Annotated in this window: 25 protein-coding genes and 3 pseudogenes; 19 read left to right on the plus strand and 9 right to left on the minus strand. The window is 60.2% G+C overall.

The genetic code is table 11. The annotated features are described in order from the left end of the window. Positions 1 to 27 precede the first annotated feature (27 nt). The 4 genes and pseudogenes from mgtE to GKZ67_RS22705 all read right to left on the minus strand — a co-directional run. Entirely contained in the window at positions 28 to 1,095 is a 1,068-nt protein-coding gene (gene mgtE / locus GKZ67_RS17245) for a magnesium transporter (protein ID WP_254244903.1), read from the minus strand. Then, a complete protein-coding gene (locus GKZ67_RS22695) occupies positions 1,038 to 1,418 on the minus strand; it encodes a magnesium transporter MgtE N-terminal domain-containing protein (RefSeq protein WP_217278614.1) in 381 nt (126 codons plus the stop codon). Before GKZ67_RS22695 ends, mgtE begins: the two co-directional genes overlap by 58 nt. A gap of 84 nt (positions 1,419 to 1,502) precedes the next feature. After that, complete coding sequence (locus GKZ67_RS22700) at positions 1,503 to 2,348, minus strand: M13-type metalloendopeptidase (RefSeq protein ID WP_410505086.1); 846 nt, start codon at positions 2,346 to 2,348, stop codon at positions 1,503 to 1,505. Continuing rightward, positions 2,340 to 3,544: pseudogene (locus GKZ67_RS22705) on the minus strand (M13 family peptidase); the annotation flags it as partial. The pseudogene GKZ67_RS22705 and the gene GKZ67_RS22700, both read right to left, overlap by 9 nt. Positions 3,545 to 3,672: 128 nt before the next feature. On the opposite strand from GKZ67_RS22705, the gene GKZ67_RS17255 reads away from it, so the two are divergent. The 3 genes from GKZ67_RS17255 (at position 3,673) to GKZ67_RS17265 (ending at position 5,117) form a co-directional block, all read left to right on the plus strand. After that, a complete protein-coding gene (locus GKZ67_RS17255) occupies positions 3,673 to 4,110 on the plus strand; it encodes a hypothetical protein (protein WP_173244801.1) in 438 nt (145 codons plus the stop codon). Between the two features lie 130 nt (positions 4,111 to 4,240). Further along, positions 4,241 to 4,498: a hypothetical protein gene (locus tag GKZ67_RS17260; protein WP_151086561.1), complete on the plus strand. Its 258-nt coding sequence runs from the start codon at positions 4,241 to 4,243 to the stop codon at positions 4,496 to 4,498. A 121-nt stretch (positions 4,499 to 4,619) separates the two neighbouring features. Further along, positions 4,620 to 5,117 carry a GNAT family N-acetyltransferase gene (locus GKZ67_RS17265; protein WP_173244804.1) on the plus strand — a complete coding sequence of 166 codons (498 nt, stop codon included), beginning with the start codon at positions 4,620 to 4,622 and terminating at the stop codon, positions 5,115 to 5,117. 46 nt (positions 5,118 to 5,163) lie between these two features. Here GKZ67_RS17265 and GKZ67_RS17270 read toward each other — a convergent pair whose 3' ends face one another. Next, complete coding sequence (locus tag GKZ67_RS17270) at positions 5,164 to 7,248, minus strand: T9SS type A sorting domain-containing protein (protein WP_173244807.1); 2,085 nt, start codon at positions 7,246 to 7,248, stop codon at positions 5,164 to 5,166. Positions 7,249 to 7,445: 197 nt separating this feature from the next. On the opposite strand from GKZ67_RS17270, the gene GKZ67_RS17275 reads away from it, so the two are divergent. From GKZ67_RS17275 to GKZ67_RS17300, 6 genes are all read left to right on the plus strand, one after another. Next, positions 7,446 to 7,766 carry a carboxypeptidase-like regulatory domain-containing protein gene (locus tag GKZ67_RS17275; RefSeq protein WP_173244810.1) on the plus strand — a complete coding sequence of 107 codons (321 nt, stop codon included), beginning with the start codon at positions 7,446 to 7,448 and terminating at the stop codon, positions 7,764 to 7,766. Positions 7,767 to 7,861: 95 nt separating this feature from the next. Continuing rightward, positions 7,862 to 8,173 (plus strand): hypothetical protein, encoded by a 312-nt coding sequence (locus GKZ67_RS17280; protein ID WP_173244813.1) that lies wholly within the window; start codon positions 7,862 to 7,864, stop codon positions 8,171 to 8,173. A 369-nt stretch (positions 8,174 to 8,542) separates the two neighbouring features. Next, positions 8,543 to 9,166 carry a helix-turn-helix transcriptional regulator gene (locus GKZ67_RS17285; RefSeq protein ID WP_173244817.1) on the plus strand — a complete coding sequence of 208 codons (624 nt, stop codon included), beginning with the start codon at positions 8,543 to 8,545 and terminating at the stop codon, positions 9,164 to 9,166. Between the two features lie 231 nt (positions 9,167 to 9,397). After that, entirely contained in the window at positions 9,398 to 9,940 is a 543-nt protein-coding gene (locus tag GKZ67_RS17290; protein WP_173244820.1) for an inorganic diphosphatase, read from the plus strand. A 2-nt stretch (positions 9,941 to 9,942) separates the two neighbouring features. Continuing rightward, positions 9,943 to 10,197 (plus strand): hypothetical protein, encoded by a 255-nt coding sequence (locus GKZ67_RS17295; protein ID WP_173244822.1) that lies wholly within the window; start codon positions 9,943 to 9,945, stop codon positions 10,195 to 10,197. Further along, positions 10,188 to 10,451 (plus strand): YetF domain-containing protein, encoded by a 264-nt coding sequence (locus GKZ67_RS17300; protein ID WP_173244825.1) that lies wholly within the window; start codon positions 10,188 to 10,190, stop codon positions 10,449 to 10,451. The genes GKZ67_RS17295 and GKZ67_RS17300 overlap by 10 nt, the downstream gene beginning before the upstream one ends. An 87-nt stretch (positions 10,452 to 10,538) precedes the next feature. Here the strand turns inward: GKZ67_RS17300 and ettA are convergent, their stop codons facing one another. Continuing rightward, positions 10,539 to 12,206 carry an energy-dependent translational throttle protein EttA gene (ettA, locus tag GKZ67_RS17305; protein ID WP_173244828.1) on the minus strand — a complete coding sequence of 556 codons (1,668 nt, stop codon included), beginning with the start codon at positions 12,204 to 12,206 and terminating at the stop codon, positions 10,539 to 10,541. A gap of 327 nt (positions 12,207 to 12,533) precedes the next feature. Between ettA and GKZ67_RS17310 the strand changes: the two genes are divergently transcribed. From GKZ67_RS17310 to GKZ67_RS17325, 4 genes and pseudogenes are all read left to right on the plus strand, one after another. After that, on the plus strand, positions 12,534 to 13,511 hold the full coding sequence (locus tag GKZ67_RS17310) for a DUF349 domain-containing protein (protein WP_173244831.1): 978 nt from the start codon (positions 12,534 to 12,536) through the stop codon (positions 13,509 to 13,511). Beyond that, on the plus strand, positions 13,481 to 13,789 hold the full coding sequence (locus GKZ67_RS17315) for a hypothetical protein (protein ID WP_173244834.1): 309 nt from the start codon (positions 13,481 to 13,483) through the stop codon (positions 13,787 to 13,789). The genes GKZ67_RS17310 and GKZ67_RS17315 overlap by 31 nt, the downstream gene beginning before the upstream one ends. Before the next feature lie 74 nt (positions 13,790 to 13,863). After that, the gene (locus GKZ67_RS17320) at positions 13,864 to 14,085 is read left to right on the plus strand and encodes a DUF2795 domain-containing protein (protein WP_068339058.1); all 222 of its coding nucleotides are present in this window, start codon (positions 13,864 to 13,866) and stop codon (positions 14,083 to 14,085) included. Positions 14,086 to 14,242: 157 nt separating this feature from the next. Further along, positions 14,243 to 14,872: pseudogene (locus GKZ67_RS17325) on the plus strand (ABC transporter ATP-binding protein); the annotation flags it as partial. A gap of 7 nt (positions 14,873 to 14,879) precedes the next feature. Here GKZ67_RS17325 and GKZ67_RS17330 read toward each other — a convergent pair. Beyond that, positions 14,880 to 16,082: a lycopene cyclase family protein gene (locus tag GKZ67_RS17330; RefSeq protein WP_173244839.1), complete on the minus strand. Its 1,203-nt coding sequence runs from the start codon at positions 16,080 to 16,082 to the stop codon at positions 14,880 to 14,882. A 129-nt stretch (positions 16,083 to 16,211) separates the two neighbouring features. On the opposite strand from GKZ67_RS17330, the gene GKZ67_RS23835 reads away from it, so the two are divergent. From GKZ67_RS23835 to GKZ67_RS17350, 4 genes are all read left to right on the plus strand, one after another. After that, positions 16,212 to 18,086, plus strand: coding sequence for a PD40 domain-containing protein (locus tag GKZ67_RS23835; protein ID WP_173244842.1), 1,875 nt, complete (start codon positions 16,212 to 16,214; stop codon positions 18,084 to 18,086). Beyond that, positions 18,047 to 18,304, plus strand: coding sequence for an OmpA family protein (locus tag GKZ67_RS17340; protein ID WP_254245274.1), 258 nt, complete (start codon positions 18,047 to 18,049; stop codon positions 18,302 to 18,304). The genes GKZ67_RS23835 and GKZ67_RS17340 overlap by 40 nt, the downstream gene beginning before the upstream one ends. Positions 18,305 to 18,430: 126 nt before the next feature. Then, positions 18,431 to 19,468, plus strand: a complete 1,038-nt coding sequence (locus GKZ67_RS17345; RefSeq protein WP_173244848.1) for a PorP/SprF family type IX secretion system membrane protein — start codon at positions 18,431 to 18,433, stop codon at positions 19,466 to 19,468. A gap of 57 nt (positions 19,469 to 19,525) precedes the next feature. Further along, positions 19,526 to 20,800 carry an SUMF1/EgtB/PvdO family nonheme iron enzyme gene (locus GKZ67_RS17350; RefSeq protein ID WP_173244851.1) on the plus strand — a complete coding sequence of 425 codons (1,275 nt, stop codon included), beginning with the start codon at positions 19,526 to 19,528 and terminating at the stop codon, positions 20,798 to 20,800. 225 nt (positions 20,801 to 21,025) lie between these two features. Here GKZ67_RS17350 and GKZ67_RS17355 read toward each other — a convergent pair whose 3' ends face one another. Further along, positions 21,026 to 21,727 (minus strand): ComF family protein, encoded by a 702-nt coding sequence (locus GKZ67_RS17355; protein ID WP_173244854.1) that lies wholly within the window; start codon positions 21,725 to 21,727, stop codon positions 21,026 to 21,028. A 132-nt stretch (positions 21,728 to 21,859) separates the two neighbouring features. On the opposite strand from GKZ67_RS17355, the pseudogene GKZ67_RS17360 reads away from it, so the two are divergent. Together GKZ67_RS17360 and GKZ67_RS17370 are read left to right on the plus strand one after the other, a co-directional pair. Continuing rightward, positions 21,860 to 22,159: pseudogene (locus GKZ67_RS17360) on the plus strand (carboxymuconolactone decarboxylase family protein); the annotation flags it as partial. Positions 22,160 to 22,643: 484 nt separating this feature from the next. Beyond that, entirely contained in the window at positions 22,644 to 23,417 is a 774-nt protein-coding gene (locus GKZ67_RS17370) for an exodeoxyribonuclease III (protein WP_173244857.1), read from the plus strand. 101 nt (positions 23,418 to 23,518) lie between these two features. On the opposite strand, the gene GKZ67_RS17375 is transcribed toward GKZ67_RS17370, so the two are convergent. Continuing rightward, positions 23,519 to 25,681 (minus strand): T9SS type A sorting domain-containing protein, encoded by a 2,163-nt coding sequence (locus GKZ67_RS17375; protein WP_173244860.1) that lies wholly within the window; start codon positions 25,679 to 25,681, stop codon positions 23,519 to 23,521. Positions 25,682 to 25,898 lie beyond the last annotated feature (217 nt).

Genomic DNA, 25,898 nt, shown 5'->3' on the forward strand with positions numbered 1-25,898 from the left:
GTTACCTATTTTATTGCTATTCTTAGCCTATAGCAAGGTGCCGTGCAGAAATGCATAGGCAACGGTGAAGTAGATAACCAGCCCCGTGACATCGACCAGCGTAGCCACGAACGGAGCCGACGAGGTGGCCGGGTCAAAGCCCACCTTTTTCAGAATAAGCGGCAGCATAGAGCCAGCCAGCGAACCCCAGAGCACGATACCCACCAGCGCAAAGCCTACCGCCAGGGCCAGCGGCACCCAGTGCGGACCGTAGTCGCGCAGGTGCAGGCCCTGCCACACCGCAATGCGGATGGTGCCCACGATACCCAGAATGACGCCCAGCGCCAGGCCCGCCAGCAGCTCACGGCGCATCACCTGCCACCAGCGACTCACGCTTACTTCGCCCAGGCTCATGGCCCGGATGATGAGCGAGGTAGCCTGCGAGCCGGCATTGCCGCCGCTGCTGATAACCAGCGGCACGAACAAGGCCAGAACGACGGCTTTTTCGATTTCGCCCTCAAAAAAGCCCATGGCCGTGGCCGTAAACATCTCCCCTAAAAACAGCACCACCAGCCAGCCGGCGCGCTTCTGCACCATTTTGAGCAGCGGAATCTGCAGATACGGCTCGTCGAGAGCTTCGGAGCCGCCGAGCTTCTGGATTTCCTTGGTGTCTTCGCGCTCGCGTAGCGCCACAATATCATCAAGGGTCACGATGCCCAGCAGCACGCCGTTGGCATCGGTTACGGGCAGGGCTACGCGCTGGTGCCGGCGGAAGTCGGCCAGCGCATCGTCCTGGTTTTGCTGAGCCCGCAGGCACACGAAGCGCCGGTCCATGAAATCGCGGACGTGCCCGGTGCGCGGAGCCACCAGAAATTCCCGAATGTGAATATCGTCCAGCAAAATACCTTTCTCGTCAACCACGTAGAGCATCGTCACCGTTTCGGCGCTGGCCCCGTGCTGCCGGATGTAGTCAAATACCTGTTCGGTGCTCCAGTCTTCGCGCAGGGCAATGTAGTCGGGCGTCATCAGCCGGCCCACGCTGTCGTGCGGGAAGCCCATCAGCTCCAGCGCCACGCGGCGCTGCTCGGGGCCGAGGCGCTCCACCTGGGTGCGCACAAACTCGGGCGGCAGGCGCTCAAACAGCCCCGTGCGGTCGTCGGGGCCATGTGGTTGAGAATGTCGGTGAGCTGCTCGGGCGCCAGGTGGCTCAGCAGCCGGTTTTGGGCCGAGGGGGTGAGGTACTCAAACACCCGCGTGGCCTGCGGCAGCGGCAGCAGCCGAAATAAAATCAGCAGCTCAGCCTCGGGCCGGTTGGTTATCAGGTGAGCCAGGTCAGGGGCGGCCAGGTGGGGGAGCAGGGTTTTAAGCCCCAGGAAGTCGCGCTCGGCGAGCAGTTCCCGGAGCTTATCGGCGGTGGTCAGAGTAGCGGCAGGAGCCATAAGGACGGGCAAAAACAGTATTTCGCCCGCAAATACGCAACTCCTCCACAAATCGCCGTACCTGGCAGATTACCAATCTTTAAATCACCAAATCTTCACGCGAGCCGAATCGGGCCGGTACATTTTCTGGCCGGGCTTCACCCCAAAGGCGTCATAGAAAGCGGGTACATCGGCCATCGGACCGTTTACGCGGTACTGGGCCGGCGAGTGCACGTCGGTCAGCAGCTGTGAGGCCAGGCTTTCGTCGCGCACCTGCATCTGCCAGCCCAGCGCATAGCCCAGAAAGTAGCGCTGAATGGGCGTAAGGCCGCCGATTTTCTTGCCTTCCTGGTACTGCTTGGTTTTCTTAAACGCATCGAGACCAATGACGATACCGCCCAGGTCGGCAATGTTTTCGCCGGCCGTGGCCTTGCCATTGATGTGCATCGAGTCGAGCAGGGTATAGCTGTTGAACTGCCGCACAATGCCCGCCACCCGCTTGTTGAAGCGCTGGCGGTCGGCCTTGCTCCACCACTCGTGCAGGTTGCCGTGGGCGTCGTACTGGCTACCCTGGTCGTCGAAGCCGTGGGTCAGTTCGTGGCCGATGGTGCTGGCCCCGGCGTAGCCATACACCAGCGCATCGTCGGCATCGGCGTCGAGCAGGGTTGGGATTGCAAAAGCCGCAGCGGGCAGCACAATCTCGTTGTTGCTGGGGTTGTAGTAGGCGTTGTAGGTCTGGGGCGTCATGCCCCACTCGGTGCGGTCCACGGGCTTGCCCAGCTTATGCAGCTGGTAGTTGTACTGCCACTGATTGGCGCGCATTACATTGGCAGCCAGCGAGCTGCGGTCAATCTGTAGGTTCGAGTAATCCTTCCACTTATTCGGGTAGCCCACCTTGGGCATAATGGCGTGGAGCTTATTCTGGGCCACTACCTTAGTGGGCGCGCTCATCCAGTCTACGTTCCGGATGTGCTCGGAAAACGACGACATTACGTTTTTAACCAGGGTATCGTAGCGGGCCTTGGCCTCGGGCTTGAAGTACTCCTTCACGAACAGCTGGCCCAGGGCATCGCCCAGGGCATCTTCCTCCATGTCGAGCACGCGCTTCCAGCGGGGCGCATGGCTTTGGCACCGTGCAGCTGCGTGCCGTAAAACTTAAAATTCTCCTCTACAAAGGGCTGGCTGAGGGTCGGGGCGTACTCGCGGGCCACTTGCCAGGTAAGGTAGGCCTTCCAATCGTCTACCGGCCTGGTTTTCAGCAGCTGGGCCACGGTCTGATAAAACTCCGGCTGGCCTACAATCACGGTATCGACGCTGGTGGTACCCAGCTGGCCAAACCACGACTTCCAGTCGATACCGGGCGTCAGCTTATCGAGCTGGGCCAGGGTCATCTTGTTGTAATTCTTGTACGGGTCGCGCAAGTCCGCGAGCTTGCGCGACGACTTGGCCAGAGTGGTTTCCAGAGCCATCACCCTAGCCGCGCTGGCGTTAGCGGAGGTTGAGTCCTGGCCCAGCAGCTTGAAGATGTTGCTCATGTGGCGCACGTAGGCGCGGCGAATGCCCTTGGTGCGGTTATCGGTGTTGAAGTAGTAATCGCGGTTGGGCAGGCCCAGGCCGCTCTGGTGCAGGTACAGCGCCATCTTGTCGCTGTTCTTCTCGTCCTGCCCCACGCGCGGGCCAATGAGGGCCCGCACGCCCAGCTGAATCTCATGGGCCACCACCGCCGGTACATCAGCCGCCGTTTTGATGGCCGCGATGCGGTCCAGCTCCGGCTTGATAGGCGTGTATCCCAGCTGATTGGCCTTCAGCGAGTCGAGGCCCACGGCCCAGAAATCGCCGATTTTCTGCTGGTTAGAGCCAGCCGCCGCATTCGCTTTTGCCGCCTCTTCGCTGGTCTGGCGCAGGCGGGCGTACACTTCCTTCTGCACCTCAATACCAATGCCCGAGTTGCTTTCCGACGCCGGAATGGGGTGGGCCTTCAGCCAGCTGCCATTGGCGTAGCTGAAAAAGTCATCGCCGGGCGCCACCGTCGTATCGAGCGCCGCCTTGATAATATCGGGCCGGCCATTGCTGGCCGTGGAGGTCGATGACGAGTGACAGGCGGTGCCCAAGGCCGCGAGCAGCGATAAGTACGCGTATTTTTTCATGTAAAAAACAGATGACCAGTTGAGTGTCAGCTTTGCAATGCAATAGTAAGCCGCAGGCTGAAGTATTGCCTAATGGGCGAAACTTTGTGCCCTGCCGTTGCACGCTCCGAACATTAATTTTTTCCTATATGTCGCACTATCACTTGCTCTTCCTCAACGTGGCGCTGACGCTTTACCTCACGGGCGTTATCTGGGTGGTGCAGCTGGTGGTGTACCCGGCGCTGATGCTGGTGGGGCGAGCAGAGTTTGCCCGCTACCACGCCGCCCACACGCGGGGCATGGGTTGGGTAGTGGCCGCGCCCATGGTGCTGGAGCTGGCTTTGGCCACCTGGCTGGCGTGGGTGGCTTACCCGGCCTGGGGCGCCGGGCTGGCCCTCGGGCAGCTGGCCCTGGTGCTGGTGGTGTGGGCCGCTACGTTTGGGGTTTCGGTGCCCTTTCACAACCGGCTGGCGGCCGGCGGCTACGACTACGTAGCCCTCGACGGCCTCACGCGTACCAACTGGCTGCGCACTCTGGCCTGGACAGCCCGGGCCGGCCTGCTCGGCTGGATTTTGTATAATATATAATTTTCTGAATATTTTATGCTTCGCCCGTCGGCCCTTTGCGCCGGGCCGCCGTACTGTATGCACTGCCCCTCACTTCTAGCACCTATTCCGCATTCACCCGTAACTTGCGGCCTTAAATACGGCTTTCCCTATGATGATGAAACGCTTCCTGCCCGCGCTACTGGCCTCAGCGGCCCTCACGCTGACCCTGGCCGCTTGCAGCTCGCCCGACGGCAACCCCACTTCGACCGAAGACGACATAGCGACGGCTCCGCTGCCGCCGGTTCCGGCGGCCGTAGATACCACGGGTGGCAAAAAAGCACCCGCCCCCGCTGCCAACAGCATCAACCGCGAGCTAACCGCACCCAATGCCGTGGAAGATATCAAAAAGATGCAGCCGCAGATGTAAAGCGCGGCTGTTCGCTGACTTTATAGCCTCCGACAAGTTTTTAGCTGGTAGTACTGGCCTGTGCTGATGAGCTGCTTTACTGGCTTATTGGCACAGGTTTTTGCATAGCTGGCCTTTTAGTATGACTACTTCTCCCGTACTGCGCCGCGGCCAGGAAACCGACCTGCCCCGCGTGCTGGCTCTCATTCAGGAGCTGGCAGTGTATGAGCGCGCCCCCGAAGCTGTAACCAACACCCTGGCTATGATGCAGCGCGATGGCTTTGGGCCGGAGCCGATTTTCGGCTTTTTTGTGCTCGAAAGCGGCGATGACCTCCTCGGGCTGGCGCTTTTTTACACTGCTTACTCTACCTGGAAAGGCCGGATGCTTTACCTGGAAGATTTGGTTGTGACCGAGGCTGCCCGGCGCGGCGGCTACGGCCGCCGGCTCTTCGAGGCCGTGGTGGCCGAAGCAAAGCGCACCGGAGCCCAACGCATGAAGTGGCAGGTACTCGACTGGAACGAGCCAGCCATTAACTTTTATAAAAAGCTCGGTGCTACCCTCGAATCGGACTGGCTCAACGGTAACCTCAGCGCCGAAGACCTGGCTGCTTATGAGTTGAAAAAGGAGGAAAAAGCGTAAAAGAAAGGCAAGCGGCCGGCCGCAGGTACTGCCGGCCCCAGCCACCTTATAGCTTCACCAGGTGCACACTACGGCTGCCCTGGTCGGTGGAGAGCTGCAGAATGTAGAAACCCGGCCGCAGGTCGGTCACCTCAAGGGTAAGCACGTTGAGACCCGCCTGCACGGCTACACGCTGGCCGCGGAGGTAGCGCCCCAGCTCGTCGTAAAAGCGCAGCACCAGGCTACCTGCCGCCGGGGCCGGATAAGCCAGCTGCAGCTCATTGCCCGTAATCGGGTTAGGAAAAACCTGCACATCGGCCGAGGCCGCCGTGTTAATGGGCAGCGGGGCCGCATAATCGGTAGTTCCATCGGGGCGGCGCAGCCCCAGCCGGTAGTAATGCAGGCCCGCCAGGGGCCGGGGGTCGGCCAGGGTATACTGGCCGCTGGCCTGGGCGGCCGTGGTAGCTACCGGCTGCCAGCCGCCCGCAGCAGTAGTATCGATGCCGACGCTACGCTCCAGCACAAAGCCCGCTACAAAGCATTCGGCACGGGTAGTAAAAACCAGGCTGGGCGCGGTCGGGCTGCCCCCGGCCGCCAGGGCCGTGAGCGGAGCCGGTAACATAGCCGGTCCGCCGCAGCCCCGGTTATGAAAGCTGCGCGTGCGCAACACCAGTCGCCCGCCGGCTACATCAGAGGTTGGGTCGAGCACGCGCAAAATAGCTCCTGGTGCCACTGCATAGTGCATGATAGCCCCCGGCCGGATGAGGTGCGTCAGCTGCTGCGCGTGGCCCAGCTCGTGCGTGGCCACCGACTCGAAGTCGTACTGCCCGGCTCCCGGCTTGGCCGGCCCGAACGCAAACGGCAGACTATTGGAAAACTGCTGGTCGATTTCGGAAACGTAAAATACCACCTCGCCCTGTGGATTATAACAGCCTTGGTAATACGAAGTAGTGCGTCCCAATACCCGCGCGGGCAGCGAGCCATCGTCGAAAGCCACAACGTTGGTGGTATCCGTGGCAATTGTATTGGTGGTGGCGTCGGCCCCGAGCTCCCAATTGATGCCGCTGGTGCAGCGCCACTGTGCCAGCGCCCGCTGCCAGGCCGCCACGGCCGCCGCATTACTTCGAAAATTGGGGCCGAAGTGAAACGTAATCCCGCCCGTAGCATTAGTTGCTACGTGGTTGGGCCGGTCGACAAAAGTTCCGGTAACGTCATCAATATTGCTTAAAGCATATATTATTGTCAGCGCGGTTGTGGTTTGAGCGGTTGTGCCGTCGGCGGTGGTGATGCTCACCGGGCCCGAGCCGGCAGGATGGCTGTTGCTGGCCAGCGAGGGCACCCGCACCCGAATGCGGGTGTCGCTCCAGCTCAGGTAGTCGCGGGCGAGGGCTCGGGTTGTGGTAGCGCCGCCATCGTCGGCATTGCGAAAATCGACGCCCCCGCTGCCCTGGCTGCTGCCAAAGCCGCTGCCCTCCAGGGTGAGCACCGCCCCGGTGCCGGCTGTAGTTTGAGCGGGGCTAAACGACGTGATAACAGCAGCCTGCACCCGCTGGGCAACCGGCGGGACTACTCGCGGCAGCGCCGCCAGCAGACGGCGGTTGGCTTGTAGCTCCTTCGGGGCCTGCCCGCTTAGCTGCTGGGTTTGCTGCCGCGCCGAGGCCCAGCTGGCGTAGGTGCGGGCCGGCTCGGCGGCCGTGCCGGCGGTTAAGTCATAGGTAATGACACCCTGGCTGGAAGCAAATGCCGCGTAGCCCGGCGCCACACCTTGCCAGGGTGCCCGCACCAGAAAAAAAATTCCCTGCTGTCCTACCGGCAAAGGATGCAGGGTATTGGTTAGCTCCTGCCGGGCCAGGCCCACCTGCCCGCCCTCTACCAGCAGCGGCAGGGCCAGGGTATCGGGCAGGGCACCCTTTAGCACGCGAAATACGCGCAGCCGCTGGCGCGTAAGAATATGCTGGTGGGCAGCGTCCCATTCGCCCTGAGCATCCAGTACTTCCGCTTCTACCACGAGGCTGGCGGCCTGCATTCGCTCGGCCGCGGGCAGCGGCAGCAGCAGGCAGGGCAAGGGGGCCGACTGGGCCATTCCGCGCCCGGCACTGATGGCAAAAGCCAGCCCCAGCAGCCAGCTCAGCAGGTAAATAAAGACGCGCATTTACGAAAATAGGCCAGCCGGCGTCAAACTCATGCCCGGCCGGCTGCCACAGCCGTATTGGCCGGGCGGAGTTTGCGGCACACTTTATGAAAAAGACATAAGCTATTCGTACCTGTTTGCGTATTACCCTTCATCTATTACCCACCTCTCGTCTGGCACACCCTCTGCCCTACCCAGAGCGAGCCGAACTTTACTATATGAAAAAACCCCTGTTATTCATTAGCTTAAGCCTATTATTAGCGCCCATTAAATATGCCGCAGCCCAGGTGCGGCCGGCTCCGCGCAGCGCAGCTGCGGCACCAGTGCAGCCGTGCAATACGTTTAGCGGCCGGGTTATGGCCAACGATAAGCCACTGGCGGGCGTCAGCGTTTTTGTTAAAGGCACCTCCATAATTCTTATTACCAACGAAGAGGGCTTTTTTACGCTGCCGGCTCAGGTCACGCAGTTTCCGACTCTTTCGGTGAGTGCGGCCGGCTACGGCCCGAAGAACACACCTATACTTCCTGCGCTCCCGTAACGGTGGAAATGCAGCTGCTGCCGGGCACGCGCATCAAGCAGCACGGCAAGCGCAAGGGCTTCATCATGAAAACGGGTTCTTAAGCCACCCGCCGCGTGGCTCCCTCCGCAGTGCCGGACGCATTTGGTATAGCCCACCGCTGGCGGGTGCCGGGGCTCGGACTTTTGGTGCTGCCAGCCGCGCCCGAGCCGGCGTGGCTGGCAGCGCCTGCCCTGCATTCCGGGGTGGCGCTACGGCTGCATCGCCCCGAAACGCCGCCCCTGCTGCTCGTAGCTACTGTAGAAGAAATTGCCTTTGCCGGGCAGCCCGCGGCACAGGCCCTGCTGCTCGATGCTGACCCCGGCAAGCTACCTGCTATCGGTTCGTGGCTGGAGTTACTAACTAACATGCCTGAATACTTGCATTAGCAAAAAAAACATGTACCTTGGTATCACTTTTAAGTATAGTGGTCAAGGAGTTGAAAGAGACAAGCAGGCGCTTTGCTACCGCTGGCTTCGCTTTATGCTGAGCCCGCGCACCGCAGGCAGGAGGACGCGCCCTTGTAGCGCCGCTACCAGCCTGCCTTCCCCGATAGCCCGGCCGCTTTCGGTCTTCATGCTGCCCACCCGCTGGGTAAACCGCTTGCCTGGTTTTGCCGGCGGTCGCTGCCCTGCTCCTATTTGCCTCACACTGTCTTTTTACTGCTATGAAACACCCGCTACCCTCACCTTTAAACGCCTGCCCGCTGCCGGGCTTTGGCCGCAGCAGGCATTTTATCGCGGTATTTTTTTGGGGCCATGAGCAGCGTTAGCCCTACTGCGCTGGTGGCAGCGGCCCCAACTATCTTTCGGCAGGGATTACTGGCCTTATTTCGCCAGCGCTGGCCCCAGGCCCTGCTTACGCTTACCGCCGATGCTACCCAGCTTGCCGACTTGGTTACTAACCGTATTTTTCGGGTAGTTGTGCTCGACGATGCCCTGCCCGGCCTGTCGCTTCCCAACCTGCTGACCCGGCTGCATCAGGTGCGGCCCGGCCAGCGGCTGGTGGTACTGACCAACCCGCGCCGGACGACGACGCCCAACTGCCTCGGCGGCTGGCCCGGCACGCGACTGCAGCTCTCTCGCCAGGCCCCTCCCGCTGCGCTGGCGGCTACGCTCGCGCCCTGGCTGGTGCCTGCGCCCGACACCGAGCCGCCCGTGCGCACCAGTAGCAGGCCCGACCTGGCCAGCAGCTTCAGCGCCCGCGAGCTGCAGGTGCTTCGGCTGGTAGTAGACGACCTTTGCAACGAGGAGATTGCCGGCCGCCTTTACATCAGCGTCCGCACTGTGGAAAGCCACCGCCGCATGCTGCTGCAGAAAGCCGGCACCCGCACGCTCGTGGGGCTGGCCGCCCGGGCCGTGCGCGAGGGCTGGGTGGCTTAGTAAACACCCTGTGCATAATGTGGCAATGCCCTGGCAGGCAACGAGAAAGCACCCGAGCAGCGTGCCTGCTAGTGCGTGTAGCGGAAAGCCGGCTATAGCTTGGCTCAACAAGACCAACATTAGCCATATGGCTTTTGCTATTTTCTGACTAAGCTCCACCATACGTAACATTGGCATAACATTGCCCCACCCCTGGCCCGTAGAAAGCTGAAAATACTTCTCTTTTCTGCTATGGCTCTTCCTCTGCACCTGTTGCCGGCCCGCGTAGCTCATTCGCCTACGCGCATTCACGTCGTAATCGAAACGCCTAAAGGCAGCCGCAATAAAATAGCCTTCAACCCCGATTTAGAAGTGCTGATGCTCAAAGGGGTGCTACCCGAGGGCCACAGCTTTCCCTACGACTTTGGGTTTGTGCCCTCAACCAAAGCCGAAGATGGCGACCCGCTCGATGTGCTGCTCTTACTCGATGCGCCCGCGTTTTCGGGCTGCGTGGTAGAAGCCCGCCTGCTGGGGGCCCTCGAAATTGAGCAGCGCGAACCTGATGGCACCGTGCAGCGCAACGACCGCCTGCTGGCCGTAGCGGCCAACTCGCGCGAGCACAAAACGCTGCACACCATCACCGACCTCTCGCCCGATATGCTGCACGAGGTGGAGCACTTCTTCCACTCTTATAACGAAGTAAAGGGGGGTAAAATCCGGGTGTTGCGACGCGTAGGCCCTGACCGGGCTCACGCCTTGCTGGCGCAGGCGATGCTTGAGCCGCTGACTAAATAGTCATGAAAAATATACTGGATTTTTTGATAGGCTTTACGGTCGACTCGCACACCATTACGGCAGTGCAAATGACTACGCGTTCGGTTATCGTGTTTTTTGTGGCCCTGGCTCTGCTGCGCCTGTCGGGCAAGCGTACGTTTGGCGGTAGCACGGCCTTTGATATGGTGGTCAAGATTATGCTGGGCGCCGTGCTGAGCCGGGCGGTGGTGGCTGCCTCGCCTTTTGGGGCACGCTGCTGGCCAGCTTTGTGCTGGTAGCCCTGCACCGGCTGCTGGCCTGGGCGTCGTTTCACAGCGAATGGATGGGCAAGCTGGTAAAGGGCGAAGCGCTGCTCCTGGCCGAGCAGGGCCGCCCCATTCCCGAGCATTTAAGTCAGGCCTACCTCAGCCAAAAAGACCTGCTTGATGGCCTGCACACCAATGCCAACCTGGCTCACCTCGACCAGACCGAGGCCGTATACCTGGAGCGCGATGGCAGCATCAGCGTAGTAAAAAAAGAACAGCAGCAATAGGCAGATGCTATATAGCATCTGCCTATTGCTGCTGTTCTTCTTTAGAAGTCCCGGAAGCTGCGCAAGCGCAGGCGGCTCGTTCGGCCTTTAAGCCAGCTTTCTGTAGCGCACGCGCTTGGGCTCCACGTCGCCGAGGCGCTTGCGCTTGGCTTCCTCATAGTCCGAGAAGTTGCCCTCAAACCATACTACTTCCGAGTCGCCTTCAAAAGCCAGGATATGGGTGGCCAGCCGGTCCAGAAACCAGCGGTCGTGGCTGATGATAACGGCGCAGCCCGCAAAGTTTTCCAAAGCATCTTCCAGGGCCCGGATGGCGTTCACGTCCAGGTCGTTGGTCGGCTCGTCGAGCAGCAATAGGTTGGCGCCCTGCTTGAGAGTCATGGCTAGGTGCACTCGGTTTTTTTCACCGCCCGAGAGCGCACCCACCTTCTTTTCCTGGTCGCCACCCCCGAAGTTGAACTTGCTCACGTAGGCCCGCGAGTTAACGGGCCGGCCGGCGAGCAGCATGGTTTCGGTGCCGCCCGTGATGGTGTCGAACACCGACTTGGCGGGGTCCAGCGAATCATGCTGCTGGTCGATATAGGCCGTCTGCACAGTCGGGCCCACTACGAAGCTGCCCGCATCAGGCTTCATCTGGTCGGTTATCAGCCGGAAGAGCGTGGTTTTGCCCGCACCGTTGGGCCCAATGATGCCCACGATACCGCCCTGCGGCAGCGCAAAGCTCAGGTTGTCAAACAGCAGCTTATCGCCAAACGCCTTGCGCAGGCCCTCGGCCTCAATCACTTGCGCACCCAGGCGCGGGCCATCGGGGATAAACAGCTCAAGCTTCTGTTCTTTGTCTTTGGCTTCCTCATTCACCAGCTTGTCGTAGTTGGCGAGGCGGGCTTTGCCCTTGCTCTGGCGGGCTTTGGGCGACATGCGCACCCAGTCCAACTCGCGCTGAAGAGTTTTGGCGCGCTTGCTTTCCGAGTTTTCCTCTTTGGCCAGGCGGTCAGTTTTCTGCTCCAGCCACGAGCTGTAGTTGCCCTTCCACGGAATGCCGCTGCCACGGTCGAGCTCCAGAATCCAGCCGGCCACGTTGTCGAGAAAGTAGCGGTCGTGCGTAACGGCGATAACCGTGCCCTTGTACTGCTGCAAGTGCTGCTCCAGCCAAAGCACGCTTTCGGCATCGAGGTGATTGGTAGGCTCGTCGAGTAGCAGCACATCAGGCTCTTGCAGCAGCAGGCGGCACAGGGCCACCCGGCGCTTCTCGCCACCCGACAGTGTGCCGATAATGGCCTCCTGGGGCGGCGTGCGCAGGGCATCCATAGCGCGCTCCAGCTTGGAGTCGAGGTTCCAGGCGTCGAGCTGGTCGAGCCGCTCCTGCACCTTGCCCTGGCGGTCGAGCAGCTTGTCGAAGTCGGCGTCTTCGGCCCCGAAGGCTTCGTTGATTTCGTCGTACTCCTTGAGCATGGCTACCGTTTCGGCCACGCCCTCTTCTACTACCTCGCGCACGGTTTTGGCAGGGTCGAGCTGGGGCTCCTGCTCGAGGTAGCCCACCGAATAGCCCGGCGAAAACACCACCTCGCCCTGAAACTGCTTGTCGACGCCGGCAATAATTTTGAGCAGGCTTGACTTACCCGAGCCATTGAGGCCGAGCACCCCGATTTTAGCACCGTAGAAAAAAGAGAGGTAGATATTTTTGAGAACTTGCTTTTGCGGCGGGTAAATCTTGCTTACCCCGGCCATGCTGAAAATAATGGTGGGCTGGTCGGACATAGGAAGTAGTGCTTGAGTCTTGAAAAATAGCGACGGGTTTTTTGATTAGTAAACCAAGTGCCGCTTGGGTGGTAGTTACTGCACAAGCAACAAATGTCGGCCACTTAAATCAGAAACCTGTTATTAAATTCCGAGTACCACGTAGCAGGTAGTGGGCGGCAAACCAATTTTCCGCGTAAACTTGTACTTCATTCCTTGCCCACGTTCGGGGCCGACTGCCGAGCTTTCCGACGTTTTTGCCTCACTCTATCTTTCCCATTTCCCAATGGAACTCACCGACCACCCGCTCACGGAGGCCCGCCGCTATGGCTACGTGGAAGACGGGGCGTGTGGCTGCGCCCGACGCTGGGCCAGCCCGCTCGCCGCATTGGCCAGGTTAAAGACACCGACGACGATGCGCTGCGCTACTTTGGCCAGCGCTACGAGGCTTTTCGGGCTAAAATCGATGAGCTGCTTCAGCGGCTGCAAGCGGCCGACAACCAGGGGTCTTTTCTGATGAAGCTGCTGCACCTGCAGGAGCAGACCAAGCAGCACGACGGCCTGGGCGACTACGAAACGCTGCACCGCCGCCTCAAAGAGGCGGAAGAGCAGCTCAACGTATCGGTGGCGCGCAACCGCGAAAAAAACCTGGCTACCAAAATCAGCCTTATCGCGCAGGCCGAAGCATTGCGCGATACGGTGGAGTGGATTTCGGCCAGCGAAACCGTGAAAGAGCTGCGACAGGCCTGGCTCAAGACCGGGCCCGTTGACAAAACGCTGACGGAAGAGCTGGAAAACCGCTTCCACGGCGCCGTGCAGGACTTTTTCGACCGCCGCAAAGCCTTCCAGACCGACCGAAAGAACATGGCCCGGCGCACGGTGGAGCGCTACCGCGACCTCGTAAACCAGGCCGAAGACCTGAAGAACTCTGACCAGTTTGAAGCCACTTCGCGCCAGCTTAAGCTGCTCCAAAATGCTTGGCGCGAAATCAACGGCACGCTGCCCAAGAAGCAGGCGGCCGAGCTGTGGACCAAGTTCCGGGCTGCCAACAACCACTTTTTTGAGCGCCTCAAAAAGCATATCGAAACCCAGCGCCCGGCCGAGGCGCGCCCCGGCGCTGCGCCTGGCTCGCCCGAAGAAAGCCTGCTGCGCAAGCGCGAGCTGGCCCGCCGCGCCGAGGCGCTCATTGCCCTGCCGCCCAACCAGGGCGTAACCCAAGCCAAAAACCTGCAAGCCGAGTGGAAACAGAGCGGCGCAGTGCGCGGCCCGAGTCGGACCAGCTGTGGCAGCGCTTTATGCTGGCCTGCGACAAGGTATTTGAGATGAGCGCCCTCGATTATTACCTGCGCAAGCGCCAGGCCGAAGGCAGCCCGCCCCTACCACCCGCCGAGCGCGCCCAGGCCGCCACGGTGGCCCTGCGCAAGTTTATCGAAAGCGACCGCCAGGAGCTGGCCGTGCTGCAAGACAACCTGGGCAAGCTCAACTCTTCGGCCGCCAATGACCAGTTTCGGCAGTTACTACAAGGAAAAATTCGCACCTTTGAGCGGAAGATTCAAACTAAAACCGAGTTGATTGCCCTTTTTCAGCTGCCAATAGCCGGCTAACCTTTAGCCGGGCATTTACGTTGCGCCGGTGCAGCCTATATTTAGCAACCTTTTTTCACGCCTTTCCTTTTACTATGTACTGGACCCTCGAACTCGCCTCCTACCTGGAAGATGCGCCCTGGCCCGCCACCAAAGACGAACTCATCGACTTCTCTATCCGCTCGGGTGCCCCGATGGAAGTAGTTGAAAATCTACAAGGCCTGGAAGACGATGGCCAGCCTTATGAGAACATTGAGGAAGTATGGCCCGACTATCCGACCAAGGAGGACTTCATGTTCAACGAGGACGAGTATTAAGTTAGTTATAAGTGAAGAGTTACCAATTGTAAATCAGCCGCAATTGCCCACTGCTCACTGCTCACTGCTCATTGAGAATCTAATCGCGGGGTACCCCAATCGGGTGCTGCTCCGCGATTTTTCATTACTTCTACCTGCTGCTCCCAGCTTTGTGGCTGTACTGGGCCACAATGGCGCGGGCAAAACCACACTCTTTCGGGTACTGACGGGGCAGCTGCCCTACCAGGGCTCGGTACGCCTGGGCGGGCCCGAAGAGCTGCGTACCCTGCGCGGCTCCGCCCTAGCCCGGCGCCTGGGCTACCTGCCGCAGCGCGGGGCCCTCGACTTTAGCCTTTCGGTGCGCGAGCTGGTGGTGATGGGCCGCTACCGCCACCACGGCCTGTTCAGCACCTACGCCGCCGCCGATTATGCCCGCGCCGACGCGGCGCTGGCAGCCGTAGGCGCTACGCAGTTGGCCGGGCAGGATTTTCGGCAGCTCTCGGGCGGCGAGCAGCAGCTGGTGTGGCTGGCGCAGCTTAGCCTTCAAGACGCGCCGCTGTATCTGCTCGACGAGCCTACCCAGCAGCTCGACGTATATCACCGCCGGCGCATATTCTCTTTATTGAATGAATGGGTAACTACTGAGGGCCGCACCATCTTGTGCAGTACCCACGACCTCGACAGCCTGCCCGCCATCCCCGGTTTTTTGCTGAATCTGTCGCGCCCCCGGCCGCAGCTGCTGCCCATCAGCGCCGAAAGCGTGCGGCTGGAGCGCGAATTTCTGGAGCAGCCAGTGACACGCGCCTGATAGTGCGCTAGCGCTGCCCCGGCCGGCCGCGCAGCACCTGCGCAATGGAACGCATAAACGGCCCCGGCGCTACTGAGTTCATAATGCGCAGGTTATCGGCCCAGGAAGTTTTCTCATCCAGAAAACGGAATATTCTTTCCACCGGGTTGCGCTCGAAGAGCTGCCGGAATAAGTCGCGGGTCGTTTCGCCCCGGCGCTGCATAATATCGAGCAGCAGCGTATCGAACAGCCGGAACTGCCAGCGGTCGCCGGTTGGGTCGGGCGGCGGGTGGCCGGTAGCTGCCAGCGCCGCCACCAGCCGCGCCGACTGCGCCTGAATACGCCGAAACGCGTAGCCGGTACTGGGCTTGGCCCGCCCGGCGCGCGTGCCCAGGTTGATAACATGCGCCCCGGCACGGGCCGGCAGCGGGTGGTCGGTCATGGGAATGGCCCCCTGCTCTTGCGCTACAATCTGGTAGTCGCCGGGCTTTAATCGCAATGTATTTACCACGTAATCAAGAATATACTGCTCGTATTCTTCCTTAGCAAGGGGCTGAGCGGAAAAGAGCGTGTACTCGACCAGCGCCCGGCGCGGGCTGAAGGGCAGCACGTACATAAACCGCGCCTCGTGGTGCTGCTCGCCCCGAAAATCCATGAATTCAACTACTTCCGGGTCGAAAACAGTGCGGTCGGTTTCGATTTCCCAGCCTACGAAATGCTGTAGCAGATACCGGTACTTACCAGTTTGCCGCTGCATGCGTGGCGGACGGCTATCAAACACATAGACTGCATTGAATATAACACCTTCTTCGGTAGTAACCCGCGCGCCGGCCGGCAGATTTTCGACTGTGGCCACCCGGCCGCGTACCACCGTAAACTGCGCCGGGCGGGCGGCCAGGGCCCGGTGTACAAATTGGTAAAAATCCAAGCCACGAATGGTGCGGTAGCGATACTTGCCGAGCGCAAAAACGCGCTCAAAACCCGGGCTGCGAAACGCAATCTTGGACCATTCGCCCACGGCCAGCCCGTCGAAAAGCGTGGGCTCACTGGCCCAGAACGACCAGGTGCGGTCGTTCTCATCCTTGGTCTCGGGCTCGATGAGCAGCACCCGCTTGTGCGCCAGGCGTGGCTCCTGGGCCAGGTAGTACGCCAGGCTCAGGCCCGCCGCGCCGCCCCCACGATAAGATAGTCGTAGGCTGGCAAAAAATCGGGGGGCTGAGGCATGGCACAAAGATGCAGCCGGGCACATGCTTTGCCAATTTAGTGTTAGGTTCGTAGTAGTAACTCTATGCCCAGCCTCAGGCTGCATTATTTTAGTATTTTCCGGTGCTTTTCCTCGACTAGCCCATTGCCTTGACGTATGAACCTGAATCCGGCGCTACTTTTTATACCGGCCGTGGCCGCTGGCCTGCTGGCCGCCCCCACTGCCCAAGCCCAAACGGTGCTCTGGGCCAGCAAGGTAGAAGCAGTTTCTTCCCAAAAAGCGAAGGGCAAGGAGCCGTTTTCGCCCGAGAAGGTACTGGGCGAACCCAATGCCCAGCCCCTTGGCCAAATCAACAACGAGGCCTGGATTCCGGCCAAGGACGGCGCCAACGAGTTTATTGAGGTGCGCTTTGCCCGCTCGGTGCAGGCCCAGCAGGTAACAGTTATTGAAAATTTCAACCCTGGCTCCGTCACCAAAATCGAGCTCATTGATACCAAGGGGGAACACCACCAGGTATATACCAATACCAACCCCGGGCCGCTGCCCGAGGCCTTTCGTACGCTTCAGGTCAAGTTTAAGCCCGAGAAATACCGCACCATCGGGGCCCGCATAACTATGAATACGGCCAAAGTAACGGGCGTAAATCAGATTGATGCTATTGGGGTGGCCAACGTGGACGTGCAGATTGTGAAGCAGGATTTTAAGAACCCGGCCAGCTCCGACGTCGAGACGGTGCAGATGGACTCGACTCTTAAGAATCTGGGCCCCAACATCAACAGCCGCTACGTAGATACTCACCCGGTGATTTCGCCCGATGGGCGCACCATGTTTTTTGCCCGCCAGGGCCACCCCGGCAACGTGGGCGGCTCGCGCGACCCCCAGGATATCTGGTACTCGAAGCTGACGAGCGGCAAAAACCAGACCTGGAGCCCGGCCCGCAACCTGGGCTCGCCGCCCAACGGCCCCGAAGACCCCAACGGCCTGGCTTCGGTATCGGCCAACGGCCAGGTGGCGCTGCTGATTGGCGTGTACGTCGATGGGTTTATGGAGCCCAAAGGCTTCAGCACGAGCCGGCACTCGCCCGGTGGCTGGAGCGTGCCGCAGAAAGTACAGATTGACAACTACCGCAACGACGACAAGGAGCACCTCGACGGCTTCCTGGCAACCTCGGGCAAGGCGCTGCTTATGGCTGTGGAGCGCCCCGAGGGCCAGGGCGGGCAGGATATTTTCGTGAGTTTTCCCAAGCCCACGCCCGTGGGTGAGCAGTACGACCCCAAAAAGCCGGTGCAGTGGACCAAGCCTATCAGCCTGGGGCCGACCATCAACACGCCGGGGGCTGACTTTGCGCCCTTCCTGGCTTCGGATAATAAGACGCTGTATTTCGCTTCCGACGGACACGGAGGATATGGCAAAAGTGATATATTCTACTCCAAGCGCCTCGACAGCACCTGGACGCACTGGAGCGTACCGCGCAATATGGGGCCGGTGGTGAATTCGCCCGATTTTGATGCTTACTACACCGTGTCGGCGGCCGGCGATAATGCCTACCTGGTGTCGTCGCGCAATGGTACCGACGGCTCGAAAGATATTTTTCGCATTGCGCTGGCGCCGGCCTTCAAGCCCGAAGTGGTGACGCTGGTGCAGGGCAAGGTGCTGGATGCCGTGACCAAAAAACCCATCCGGGCGCTCATTCACTACGAAAACCTGATTACCGGCGAGGAAATCGGCGTGGCCGAATCGTCGCCGGTCGATGGCTCCTACACCATTGTGCTGCCGGCCGGCGTGCAGTACGGCTACCGCGCCGAAGCCGCCGACTACATCGCCGAAAACGCCAGCCTCGACGCTACGACCTCCGATAAATACTCGGAAAAGCAGCAGGACCTGTTTCTGGTGCCTTTCAAAGTAGGTCAGAAAGTAAAGCTCAACAATATCTTCTTCCCCAGAGCAAGTATTACCTGCAGCCCAGCTCCTTTCCCGAGCTGCTGCGCTTGGTGCGCATCCTGCGCGACTACCCCACGGTGGAGATTCTGATTGGCGGCCACACCGACAACCAAGGCGACCCCGCGCTAAACCTGAAATTGAGCGAAGACCGGGTGAACGAGGTGAAGAAATATCTGGTTAGCAAAGGGATTGACGCCAAGCGCCTTACTACGCAGGGCTTTGGCGGCACCGAGCCCATTGCCAGCAATGACCAAGAAGAAACCCGCCGCTTCAACCGCCGGGTAGAATTTACGATTACTAAAAAATAAAGAACCGTCTGTCATGCTGTGTTTACGAAGCACTTTAGCAGGTCCGCACCGTTAGAATTTTTTGTCCAACGCTTCGTTTACCTCGGGAAGATGCTTCGCAGGCTCCGCATGACAGCTTTTTTTTCAGTGACTACCGGCCCGCGGCTGAGCCTGCTGGGCGTGGCGATGCTGGCCGCCGGTGCCGCTCAGGCCCAGGACGTATACTTTTCGCAGGCCTATGCCAACCGCCAGGCCGATAACCCCGCCTGGGCCGGCCTCGTGGACGACTACAGCGCCACGCTGAGCTACCGCGACCAGTTTCCGCAGCTGGCCGGCTCTTTCCAAACCGTGCAGCTGGCCGCCGACTGGCGCCTGCCCCGGCCCGGCCTGCACCACGCGCTGGGAATACTCATCAGCCAAGACCGCGCCGGCACCGTGGGCTACACCCGCTTTGGCGCTACGGCGCAATATGCCTACCACACGCGCCTCACCCGCACGCTGGCCCTGAGCGGCGGCGCGCAGCTGGGCTACGGCCGCCAGCGCGTGGGCTACGATAACCTCACCTTTGGCGACCAGTACAGCGCCGATGGCACGTACACCGGTGCCAGCGCCGAGAGCCTGGCCGGCTTTCCCCCCGTCAACTATGTGACGGTGGGCGTGGGCGGCGTGCTTTATGCTGAGCAGGCCTGGCTGAGCGTGTCGGGCCAGCACCTCAACCGGCCCGACCTTGGCTTTCGCACGCAGGCTGGCCTGCCGCTACGGCTAGCAGTCAGCGGCGGCTACAAGCTTTTTCTGCAAAAGGCGGCCGGCGCGGGCAAGGGCGAAGTACACGAAATCAGCTTCACGCCGACCCTGGGCTACACCCGCCAGGGCGGCTCGCAGCGCTCCGAAGCAGGGGCCTATTTTCTGGCCGACCCCGTTACGCTGGGCGCGCTGTATCGCAACCTCAGCAGCCCCGACCTGGGCACCCAGCACGTAGTGGCAGTAGTGGCGGGCATCGCCTTTGGCGACCTGCGGATTGGCTACAGCTACGACGTGGGAGTGAGCCAATTAGCCAGCGATTTGGGTGGGGCACACGAAATAACTTTAACGCTACGTGCGTTTGACAGAGTAGAAAGCGCATTTCGTCGCCTCAAACGCCGTAATTATCCCCCGCCCCTTGTCCTAGCTTCTGATTCTTCGTAATATTGCAACCAAATTGCTTGTCATAATCTATTAGCGCCTTCGGCAAATTCCTTTGTTATGAGATTTACTAACTATTTGAGCCTGCTGGCAGCCGGCACGCTGGCCCTGGCCAGCTGCGGCCACAAGGGCGCGCCAACGGCTACCAACCCCGGCAAGGCGTCGTCCACGACTGGTATTGAGTACAATACCGACGAAGGCATGAAGGTGGCAAACTTCAAGAAAATCCCGACCGGCCCCGGCCTGGTGTACATCGAAGGCGGTCGCACGGTGCTGGGCTCGCAGGAAGAAGATGTAACCAACAACCACGACAACCTTGAGCGCACGGTTACCATTGCCTCGTTCTATATGGACGAAGCCGAGGTAGCAAATATTCATTGGCTTGAATATTTGCACTTCCTGCGCAAAGATTCCTCGGAAGAGAAATACAAGGCGGCCCTGCCCGATACCACTGTATGGGCCCGCGACCTGTCGTTCAACGACCCATACGTGACGTACTACCTGCGCTATCCCGGCTTCCGCTACTTCCCGGTAGTGGGCGTCAACTGGCTGCAGGCCGATAGCTATTGCGCCTGGCGCACGGCCAAGGTAAACGAAAACCTGGCCAAGGGCGGTGGTGGCGGCAGCAAAGGCGGCCTGTTCAAGAAGAAAGATAAAAAAGGTGACACTGGCACTGCCGCAGAAGGTGGCAAAACCGGCGCTGGCGCCGGGGCGCTGGCCGATGGCAAAGGTGGGGCATCCATCGAAAATGGCAATTCGGTACCTAACTATCGCCTCCCGACCGAAGCGGAGTGGGAATATGCTGCTCAGGCGCTGATTGGCACCCAGGAAGTAGGCAACGAAAACCAGGAAGAAAAGCGGATTTATCCCTGGGATGGCCGCGCAACCCGTAACCCTTACGGCAAAAACCAGGGCCAGTTCCTGGCCAACTTTAAGCGGGGCCGGGGCGACTACGCCGGCATTGCGGGCAGCCTGAACGACGGCGCCATGATTACAGAGTACGTATACGCCTACCCGCCCAACGACTACGGCCTGTACAACATGGCGGGCAATGTGAATGAGTGGGTGCAGGACGTTTACCGCCCGCTCTCGTTCCAGGACGTAGAAGACCTGAACCCGTTCCGCCGCAACGGCGTAGGTGACGATGCCAAGGGCTACGACACGAAAGGCTACCAGAGCCTCATCAACGACCACGTTCGCGTGTACAAAGGCGGCTCGTGGCGCGATGTAGCCTACTGGCTGTCGCCGGGCACCCGCCGCTTCCTGGCCGAAGATTCGGCTACGTCTACTATCGGCTTCCGCTGCGCGATGATTAATGCCGGCACGAACAAGTAAGACCACGGATTAGCTCGGATTTCACGGATTTTGTGAACGCCGGAAAAGGCTGCCTTCGGGCAGCCTTTTTTGTTTTTCATCCTTGCCTGGCAACCGCCGGCAAAAGGCTGCCAGCTTATCGAATAGTTGTGAATAGTTTGCAGGGATAACAAGGAACAATAAACCAGCGCAGCCGCACCGACCACAAAATCCGCGTAATCCGCTAAAATCCGGGCTAATGAGTGGTCATTCGGCGCAGGCAATGGTGGCAATGCTTACCGCCTGGGCACCGGCGGTAAGCAGCACCGTTGCGCAGGCTTCGAGGGTGGCGCCCGTCGTGAGTACGTCATCAACCAGCAGAATATGGCAGCCGACAATCCGTTCAGGCTCAGCTACTTCGAACACCGTGGCCACGTTCTGCCAGCGGGCGGCGCGGCCTTTACGGGTTTGTGAAGCCGTGTGCTCGGTGCGGAGCAGCACGTGGGCGGCACAGGGGCAAGGTAGCGCGGCAGCCAGGCCAGTAGCAAAGGCTTCGGCCTGGTTGTAGCCCCGGCGGGCCAGCTTGCGCCGGTGCAGCGGCACGGGCACCACCAGGTCGAACTCCGGGCCCAGGCCTGCGGCGGCCAGCTCGGCGCCGTATAGCTGGCCCAGCGCACTGCCTACCTGCTGCTGGCCCCGGTACTTGAGCTGGTGCAGCAGCTCCTGCACGCGGCCGTTCTTCAGAAAAACCAGGTAGCTAAGGGTATGCTGCACGGGCAGCTTGCCCCAGAACCGGCGGGCCAGCGGATTCTGGTCGGGCGGCAGCAGGTGATAGTCGGTGTACGGCAGCTCGGCGCGGCAGCTGGTACAGAGGTGCGTCTCGCCGGCTACCAGCAGCTCGTGGCAGGCGAGGCACGGGCGCGGAAAAAACAAAGCCGCCAGGTCGGCCAGCAGCGGGGAAAGTATCATTTCGAAGGCAAAGCGGTTAGGAAGCCGTAAGTTCGCCTTTGATGGGCAAAAACCTCTTTTTACTTCATCATTTTTACATTTTCTTTCGCTACTGTGTCTCTTACTACCGACTTCAACGACTACCGCCAGCGCATGAACGAGCGCGTGCTGGCCTACGATAACAAGGTTATCAAGCGCTTTTTCAACCTCGACACCAATACCTATGCCGCTGGGGCCATCGACGTAAAAACCAAGGAGATGCTGGGCCTGGCCTGCTCGCTGGTGCTGCGCTGCGACGACTGCGTGAAATACCACCTCGGCAAGTGCCACGAAGAAGGCCTGAGCGACGAAGAGGTATTTGAGGTATTTTCGATTGCCAACCTCATCGGGGGCAGCATCGTGATTCCGCACTTCCGGCGGGCTGTGGAGTACTGGGAAGTGCTGCGGGCTGAAGCCGCCCTGGCCGGCCCCACGGCCGCTAAAACCGCAACTCATCCGCCCATGAGCACTAACCTGCCGGCCGGTGCCGGCGAGAGCGAGGCCGAGTTCAACCAGCGCTGGGACGAGCTGCTGACCGCGATGCAGGAGCGCTTTGGCCGGCGGCCCGACCTCAATGCGCTGCTGCTGCTTATTGGGGTGCAGGAGCTGGGGCAGGGTGTGGCCGAGTTTACCAAGGAGCAAAAGCAGGACCTGATGCACATTGCCACCTGTAAGCTCTTCAGCCTCAGCGGGCATTACGAGCTGGAGCGCACCGACGAGGAAGGCTGGCCTCATTATAAGCTGCTTACGCCGGTACCGTTTGCCAACCTCAAAGAACAGGAACGCATGCTGAAATGGCATATCCTGGAATACTTCGACTCGCTCGATGAATAAGGTACGGGGCGGCCTAAATATATTAATTTTAATGTATTTAGGCCGCCCCGCGTGATTACTTCTTATGAAAATCGTTTCGTATAATCTCAACGGGCTGCGCTCGGCCCTGGGGAAGGGGCTACTCGACTGGGTGGCTGCTACCCAGCCCGATGTGCTGTGCGTGCAGGAGATAAAAGCCGGTACTGCTCCGCTCGATGTGAGCGGCCTGGCGGCGCTGGGTTACCGCGCCTACCTGCATCCGGCTCAGAAGCCTGGCTACAGCGGCGTAGCAACGTTTAGCCGCCTGGAGCCCAAGGCAGTGGTAGTTGGCTGCGGCGAAGCGCTCTACGACTGCGAAGGCCGGGTGCTACGGCTCGATTTTGAAGGCGTATCGGTGCTGAACACGTATATGCCTTCGGGCACGAGCGGGCCGGTGCGGCAAACGTTTAAGCTTGCCTGGCTGCACTGGTTCCGGACCTATGTAGCCGCGCTGCGGCAAGACGCCGCCGTGCCACCGCTCGTGATTGGCGGCGACTTCAACTGCTGCCCGGCGGCGATTGACCTGCACAACCCAAAAGCCAATCAGCACAGCCCCGGCTACACGCCCGAGGAGCGCCAGTGGTTCCGGGATATGCTGGCCGATGGCTTTGCCGACTCGTTTAGAGAGCTGCACCCCGAACTGCCCGGGCACTACTCGTGGTGGAGCTACCGGGCCGGCTCGCGGGCCCGTAACGTAGGCTGGCGGCTCGACCACCTGCTGCTCGACCAGGCGCTGCTGCCTCGGCTGCGGGGTGCCGGCCTGTGGCCCGATGCCAGCCACTCCGACCATTGCCCGGCCTGGCTGGAGCTGGGAGCCTAGCATGGCGTGGGCTTCAGTATAAACACAAAGCCCCGCAGCTTTACAGCGGGGGGCTTTGTGGCTCAACTTTTTACAGAAAGGGTGACGCTTGTGCTCATCGGCTACTGCCCGGCTACTACCAGCCGCTGTGTCGTCAATGCCAGGCCCGCTGGGCTGCGCAGCACCACCTGGTACAAGCCAGGTGCCAGCGAAGCAGTGGAGATATGCACCAGATTGGCGGCTGCTTCGGGGCTTAGTACCTGGCTGCTTAGCAGCTGCCCCAGGCTTGAATAGACATTCACCGAAGTGCCGGCCACAAGTGCCGAGCTGCTGCCCAGCGTTACCTGCGCGGTAGTAGTGGCCGGGTTGGGGTAGAGCGAGAAACTAACCGGGGCATTACTGGGAGCCAACACTACCACCGGTGAGAGCGTGGCGTGGCCATTTATATCGAGCTGACGCAGACGGTAGTACAAGGTGCCAGTAGCCTGGGCAGCAGTTTCGTCGCCCAGCTTATAGCTGTGCTGGCTCCCACTGGTACCAGCGCCGGCTACTTGCCCCATGGCCACAAAGCTGGCGGCCGGGTCGGCAGTGCGCTCCACCACGAAGCCCGCATTATTGAGCTCGGTGGCGGTGGTCCAGCTGATTTCGGCCGCGCCCGTGCCGGCTATGCGGCGCACGGCCAGGCTCAGCAGCGTTACGGGCAGCGGGCCGGTGGGGGGCACTATCTTCAACGAGCCATTCGAGCTGTCAGAAAATGCATAGTAAACGCTGGTACTGCTGGCAGCAGTGGCCAGACCACTCATCTGAATACCCACTTTCGAAAAGTCTTTGGTTGTATTAAAGCTCACGGTCTGGCGGCCATCAGGCAGTACGCCCAGGCTGAGCAGCGACGAGCCGGAAGCCGTTTCGAGCACGTTGCCGTTGTCGTCGTAGGTTACCAGGGTCATGCGGCTGAGCGCGGCAATATCGAGGGGCGTGTTGCTGCCAATGACCATGCCGGCCCGGTTGCCGGCGTTGCCTTTGCCATTGAGGTCGAGCTGCAAGCCTACCCAGTTGGCTACGCCAACCCCCACGTTGATGGTGGCGGCCGAGTTGGGGTCGCCGGCGGCATTGGCGGGTGAGGTAACCGAGCAGGCTACGCAAATGCCGCTGGACGAGGCAGCGTAGTGACCAGTAGGGGTAGCAAAGCTGGAAAGCGTTTGCTGGGGTGTAGTGGAGGCCACTCCCACTCCGTAGTATAGCTGGAGGTTGTCGAGGGCCGATACGGCATCGCTACGCTCAATAGATACGGCATCGAAAGGCATCGTTGCCTGGAAGCTTACCAGCGACTTGCTATCGGGCAGCAGCCCCAGGCTCAGCAGCGAAGCCCCCGAGGCAGTTTCCTGCAACACCCCGTTCTTATAGGTTTTCAGGGTAAGGTGGCTTAGCACACTAGCATCGAGCACCGTGTTATCCTGCCCGATGACGAAGCCGGCCTGGTAGCCGCCGGGTGCCGTGCCGTTGAGCCCTACCGTGAGCTGAGCCGGGCAGTTTACCGAAAGCAGGCTGCTGAAAGTAGCGTAATTAGTGGGGTCGCTGTCGGCGGCCTGGCCGGCGTTGCTCACCTTATCGGTGCAGCCAGTTACGCTATACGGGCTGGTAGTGGCCGCACTATTGGAATTTGACGTAAGGCCGGTGACCTGCGCGGCCGTGTTCGGGCCGATGCCGTAGGCATAGTACACATCAACCTTGCTGCCCAGGCTGATTGCCGAGCCGAACTCGACCTCTACTTGGTCGAAGGGAGCCGTCGCAATCAGCTCTAGCTGCGAGGGGCTGCCTTTGCCCGCCAGTAGCTGTGCCTGAGCGGCCGTCCCGGTTACCACCTGCTGGTCTTGCGGCACTGTGGGCGTGGGCCCCGAGCTTAGGTAAGTGCGGATGGTAACCGTACCCAGGGCATTGCCCCCGAGCAGCGCGCTGGTAGTCGAAAGGAGAATGCCAGCGCGGTAGCCCGGCTGCCCTACCCCGTTGAGCTGGTATCTGAGCTTGGCCGACCCGGCCACCGGAATATTCACCTCCGCCGATAGTGCAACGCTGGTGGCGGGGGTGGTCACGTTGGTATTGACTCCGCTGCACCCCACCACGCAAACCAGCGGCGTGGAGGTTTTGGGAGCACCTGTCGAGTAGTAGGCGGCCGCGTGGGCCTGCTGCATCACAAATGGAAATGCCAGCAAAAGGGCTGATAATACTACAGCTTTTGAAATACCCCGCACCATGCGGGTAAATTTCACTATTTCGAGAGTAAGCATGACACCAATTTGTAAAAGTTGAGCATGCTCTCATTACTACAAGTTGGGAGCCATTTCCATAATTACTTTATTATCAATAACATTTGTTAATTCCTATGTTATTGATTTATCCTAAAAAGATTCCTGTTTTAATAAAAAAGCAATCCATTTGACATTTTTTGCTCGTAAATAGCTTGATTGTAAACTTTCTCCCGGAATTTTACAGAAAATACTCGAA

Origin of the sequence: Hymenobacter sp. BRD67, assembly GCF_013256425.1 — a bacterium.
In the GTDB taxonomy this organism is placed as follows: Bacteria; Bacteroidota; Bacteroidia; order Cytophagales; family Hymenobacteraceae; genus Hymenobacter.